This window comes from Paraglaciecola polaris LMG 21857 (assembly GCF_000315055.1).
GTDB lineage: Bacteria > Pseudomonadota > Gammaproteobacteria > Enterobacterales > Alteromonadaceae > Paraglaciecola > Paraglaciecola polaris.
On record NZ_BAER01000081.1, the window covers coordinates 1 to 5234 of the forward strand.

The 5234-nt window shown below is 49.4% G+C and carries 2 tRNA genes and 2 rRNA genes; all 4 read right to left on the minus strand.

Annotation, left to right across the window (positions count from 1 at the left end):
* Positions 1-13 precede the first annotated feature (13 nt).
* The 4 genes from GPLA_RS14615 to GPLA_RS14630 all read right to left on the minus strand — a co-directional run bounded on the left by GPLA_RS14615 (position 14) and on the right by GPLA_RS14630 (position 4991).
* Positions 14-2898, minus strand: a 23S ribosomal RNA gene (locus GPLA_RS14615).
* A 289-nt stretch (positions 2899-3187) separates the two neighbouring features.
* A tRNA-Ile gene (locus GPLA_RS14620) sits at positions 3188-3264 on the minus strand.
* A gap of 18 nt (positions 3265-3282) precedes the next feature.
* Positions 3283-3358 (minus strand) — tRNA-Ala (locus GPLA_RS14625).
* Between the two features lie 100 nt (positions 3359-3458).
* Positions 3459-4991: ribosomal RNA gene (locus tag GPLA_RS14630) — 16S ribosomal RNA — on the minus strand.
* Together the 16S and 23S rRNA genes with 2 tRNA genes alongside form the textbook arrangement of a ribosomal RNA operon.
* Between the last annotated feature and the right edge of the window lie 243 nt (positions 4992-5234).

The window sequence follows — 5234 nt, forward strand, 5'->3', positions numbered from 1 at the left end:
ACTTGGGCGTTGTATGGTTAAGCCTCACGGGCAATTAGTACAGGTTAGCTTAACGCCTTGCAACGCTTCCACACCCTGCCTATCAACGTCGTAGTCTTCAACAACCCTTTAGGACAATTAAATTGCCAGGGATGACTCATCTTAGGGCTCGCTTCCCGCTTAGATGCTTTCAGCGGTTATCGATTCCGAACGTAGCTACCGGGCAATGCCATTGGCATGACAACCCGAACACCAGCGGTTCGTCCACTCCGGTCCTCTCGTACTAGGAGCAGCTCCCTTCAATCATCCAACGCCCACACCAGATAGGGACCGAACTGTCTCACGACGTTCTAAACCCAGCTCGCGTACCACTTTAAATGGCGAACAGCCATACCCTTGGGACCGACTTCAGCCCCAGGATGTGATGAGCCGACATCGAGGTGCCAAACACCGCCGTCGATATGAACTCTTGGGCGGTATCAGCCTGTTATCCCCGGAGTACCTTTTATCCGTTGAGCGATGGCCCTTCCATACAGAACCACCGGATCACTATGACCTACTTTCGTACCTGCTCGACGTGTCTGTCTCGCAGTTAAGCTGGCTTATGCCATTGCACTAACCTCCTGATGTCCGACCAGGATTAGCCAACCTTCGTGCTCCTCCGTTACTCTTTGGGAGGAGACCGCCCCAGTCAAACTACCCACCAGGCACTGTCCGCAACCCCGATAAGGGGTCAACGTTAGAACATCAAACATACAAGGGTGGTATTTCAAGGTTGACTCCACATCATCTGGCGACGATGCTTCGAAGTCTCCCACCTATCCTACACATGTAGGGTCAATGTTCAGTGCCAAGCTATAGTAAAGGTTCACGGGGTCTTTCCGTCTAGGTGCGGGTACACAGCATCTTCACTGCGATTTCAATTTCACTGAGTCTCGGGTGGAGACAGCGTGGCCATGGTTACACCATTCGTGCAGGTCGGAACTTACCCGACAAGGAATTTCGCTACCTTAGGACCGTTATAGTTACGGCCGCCGTTTACCGGGGCTTCGATCAAGAGCTTCGCTTGCGCTAACCCCATCAATTAACCTTCCGGCACCGGGCAGGTGTCACACCGTATACGTCATCTTTCGATTTAGCACAGTGCTGTGTTTTTAATAAACAGTCCCAGCCACCTTTTCACTGCGGCCCCCATTCGCTCAGAGAGCAAGTCTCATCACAAACAGGGGCGTACCTTCTCCCGAAGTTACGGTACGATTTTGCCGAGTTCCTTCACCCGAGTTCTCTCAAGCGCCTTAGTATTCTCTACCTGACCACCTGTGTCGGTTTGGGGTACGGTTCGATATATCATAAGTTTAGAGGCTTTTCCTGGAAGCAGGGTATTTGCAACTTCAACTCCGTAGAGTCTCGTCTCGTGTCTCAGGCATATAGAAGTCCGGATTTACCTAAACTTCAACCCTACACACTTTCACATAGACAACCAACGCTATGCTTGCATAACCTTCTCCGTCCCCCCATCACTGATATACCAAGTACGGAAATATTAATCCGTTTCCCATCGACTACGCATTTCTGCCTCGCCTTAGGGGCCGACTTACCCTGCCCTGATTAGCATGGGACAGGAAACCTTGGTCTTCCGGCGTGGGAGTTTTTCACTCCCATTATCGTTACTCATGTCAGCATTCGCACTTGTGATATGTCCAGCAAACCTCTCAGTTCACCTTCAGCCACTTACACAACGCTCCCCTACCACGCAAAGTAAACTTTGCGTCCGCAGCTTCGGTATATTGCTTAGCCCCGTTACATCTTCCGCGCAGGCCGACTCGACTAGTGAGCTATTACGCTTTCTTTAAAGGGTGGCTGCTTCTAAGCCAACCTCCTAGCTGTCTTAGCCTTCCCACATCGTTTCCCACTTAGCAATAATTTTGGGACCTTAGCTGGCGGTCTGGGTTGTTTCCCTCTTCACGACGGACGTTAGCACCCGCCGTGTGTCTCCCGGATAGTACTCACTGGTATTCGGAGTTTGCAAAGGGTTGGTAAGTCGGGATGACCCCCTAGCCTTAACAGTGCTCTACCCCCAGTGGTATTCGTCCGAGGCGCTACCTAAATAGCTTTCGGGGAGAACCAGCTATCTCCCGGTTTGATTGGCCTTTCACCCCCAGCCACAAGTCATCCGCTAACTTTTCAACGTTAGTCGGTTCGGTCCTCCAGTTGATGTTACTCAACCTTCAACCTGCCCATGGCTAGATCACCGGGTTTCGGGTCTATACCTTGCAACTAAAACGCGCAGTTAACACTCGCTTTCGCTACGGCTCCCCTATTCGGTTAACCTTGCTACAAAATATAAGTCGCTGACCCATTATACAAAAGGTACGCAGTCACAGAACAAGTCTGCTCCTACTGCTTGTACGTATACGGTTTCAGGTTCTATTTCACTCCCCTCACAGGGGTTCTTTTCGCCTTTCCCTCACGGTACTAGTTCACTATCGGTCAGTTAGGAGTATTTAGCCTTGGAGGATGGTCCCCCCATGTTCAGTCAAGATAACACGTGTCCCGACCTACTCGATTTCACTTAAAATTCGCGTTCGTGTACAGGGCTATCACCTTGTATCGCTGTGCTTTCCAACACATTCCACTCGCTTGTAATTAGCTTAAGGGCTAATCCCCGTTCGCTCGCCGCTACTAGGGGAATCTCGGTTGATTTCTTTTCCTAAGGGTACTTAGATGTTTCAGTTCCCCTCGTTTGCCTCAATAAGCTATGTATTCACTTATTGATACCGCCGAAGCGGTGGGTTTCCCCATTCGGATATTTGTGGATCAAAGCATTTTGTCGGCTCCCCACAACTTTTCGCAGACTTACACGTCCTTCATCGCCTCTAACTGCCTAGGCATCCACCGTATACGCTTAGTCACTTAACCATACAACCCCAAATAACCTTTTATTTATTTGACGTACAGACGGTACCAACAACCGAAGTCATCAGCATTTCTGCTTTGTATGCGTGACAAGTATTCATTTTCAAATCAGATAGAGTAAGCTCGAAAGCGTTCTCTTCGTTTTGATTACTTTATCAGCTTTCCATATTGTTAAAGAACATGTGTTTGCGTTTACACGCATTCACGTAGGGTTTAAAAAACCCTAATCAATAGATACTTTATTAAGTACGCATTGATTAAGGCTAATCGTTTCCACTGAACCAAAGAGAATTGGTAGGCTTGGGCAGACTTGAACTGCCGACCTCACCCTTATCAGGGGTGCGCTCTAACCAGCTGAGCTACAAGCCTATTATTGCGCAAGCAATTTGGTGGAGCTAAGCAGGATCGAACTGCTGACCTCCTGCGTGCAAGGCAGGCGCTCTCCCAGCTGAGCTATAGCCCCTCTTAATTGACATTAGTCTATTAAAAGTCTCTCGGTTCTTCTTTTACTAACAACAAAACAATCTGTGTGAACACTCAACCTGATGAGGCCGACCTAATAGTAAGGAGGTGATCCAACCCCAGGTTCCCCTAGGGTTACCTTGTTACGACTTCACCCCAGTCATGAATCACAAAGTGGTAACCGTCCTCCCGAAGGTTAAACTAGCTACTTCTTTTGCAACCCACTCCCATGGTGTGACGGGCGGTGTGTACAAGGCCCGGGAACGTATTCACCGCAACATTCTGATTTGCGATTACTAGCGATTCCGACTTCATGGAGTCGAGTTGCAGACTCCAATCCGGACTACGACGAGCTTTAAGGGATCCGCTTACTCTCGCAAGTTTGCTTCCCTCTGTACTCGCCATTGTAGCACGTGTGTAGCCCTACTCGTAAGGGCCATGATGACTTGACGTCGTCCCCACCTTCCTCCGGTTTGTCACCGGCAGTCTCCTTAGAGTGCCCAACTTAAGGCTGGCAACTAAGGACAAGGGTTGCGCTCGTTGCGGGACTTAACCCAACATCTCACGACACGAGCTGACGACAGCCATGCAGCACCTGTATCTTGGTTCCCGAAGGCACTAAAGCATCTCTGCTAAATTCCAAGTATGTCAAGAGTAGGTAAGGTTCTTCGCGTTGCATCGAATTAAACCACATGCTCCACCGCTTGTGCGGGCCCCCGTCAATTCATTTGAGTTTTAACCTTGCGGCCGTACTCCCCAGGCGGTCTACTTATCGCGTTAGCTTCGCTACTCACGGATTAAATCCACAAACAGCTAGTAGACAGCGTTTACGGTGTGGACTACCAGGGTATCTAATCCTGTTCGCTACCCACACTTTCGCACATGAGCGTCAGTTACTGACCAGGGAGTCGCCTTCGCCACTGATGTTCCTCCAGATATCTACGCATTTCACCGCTACACCTGGAATTCCACTCCCCTCTCCAAAACTCTAGCCTGCCAGTTCTAAATGCAATTCCCAGGTTGAGCCCAGGGCTTTCACATCTAGCTTAACAAACCGCCTGCGTGCGCTTTACGCCCAGTAATTCCGATTAACGCTCGGACCCTCCGTATTACCGCGGCTGCTGGCACGGAGTTAGCCGGTCCTTCTTCTGTTGCTAACGTCACAGCTAACGGGTATTAACCGTTAACCTTTCCTCACAACTGAAAGTGCTTTACAACCCGAAGGCCTTCTTCACACACGCGGCATGGCTGCATCAGGCTTGCGCCCATTGTGCAATATTCCCCACTGCTGCCTCCCGTAGGAGTCTGGACCGTGTCTCAGTTCCAGTGTGGCTGATCTTCCTCTCAGAACAGCTAGAGATCGTCGCCTTGGTGAGCCTTTACCTCACCAACAAGCTAATCTCGCTTAGGCCACTCTCTGGGCGGGAGCCGAAGCCCCCTTTGGTCCGTAGACGTTATGCGGTATTAGCTATCGTTTCCAATAGTTATCCCCCACCCAAAGGCATGTTCCTAAGTATTACTCACCCGTCCGCCACTCGACATCATCTAGCAAGCTAGACATGTTTCCGTTCGACTTGCATGTGTTAGGCCTGCCGCCAGCGTTCAATCTGAGCCATGATCAAACTCTTCAATTAAATATTTATCGAACATGAATTTTTTTTGGTAGACACTCATCAAGTGAGTGCCCACACAGATTGTCTTGTTATTAATTGTTAAAGAACATTGCTACCGAAGTAGCGCGCTTCCTTGGAAGCGACTTAAGATGTTGTCCGTAGACCCTCTTAAGTGGAGGCGTATAATACGCTCTCAGGTTTCGATGTCAAGGCTTTATTTTTATTTAATTTCGAATCAATTTTTGAAGCAAATCTCAAACTGAA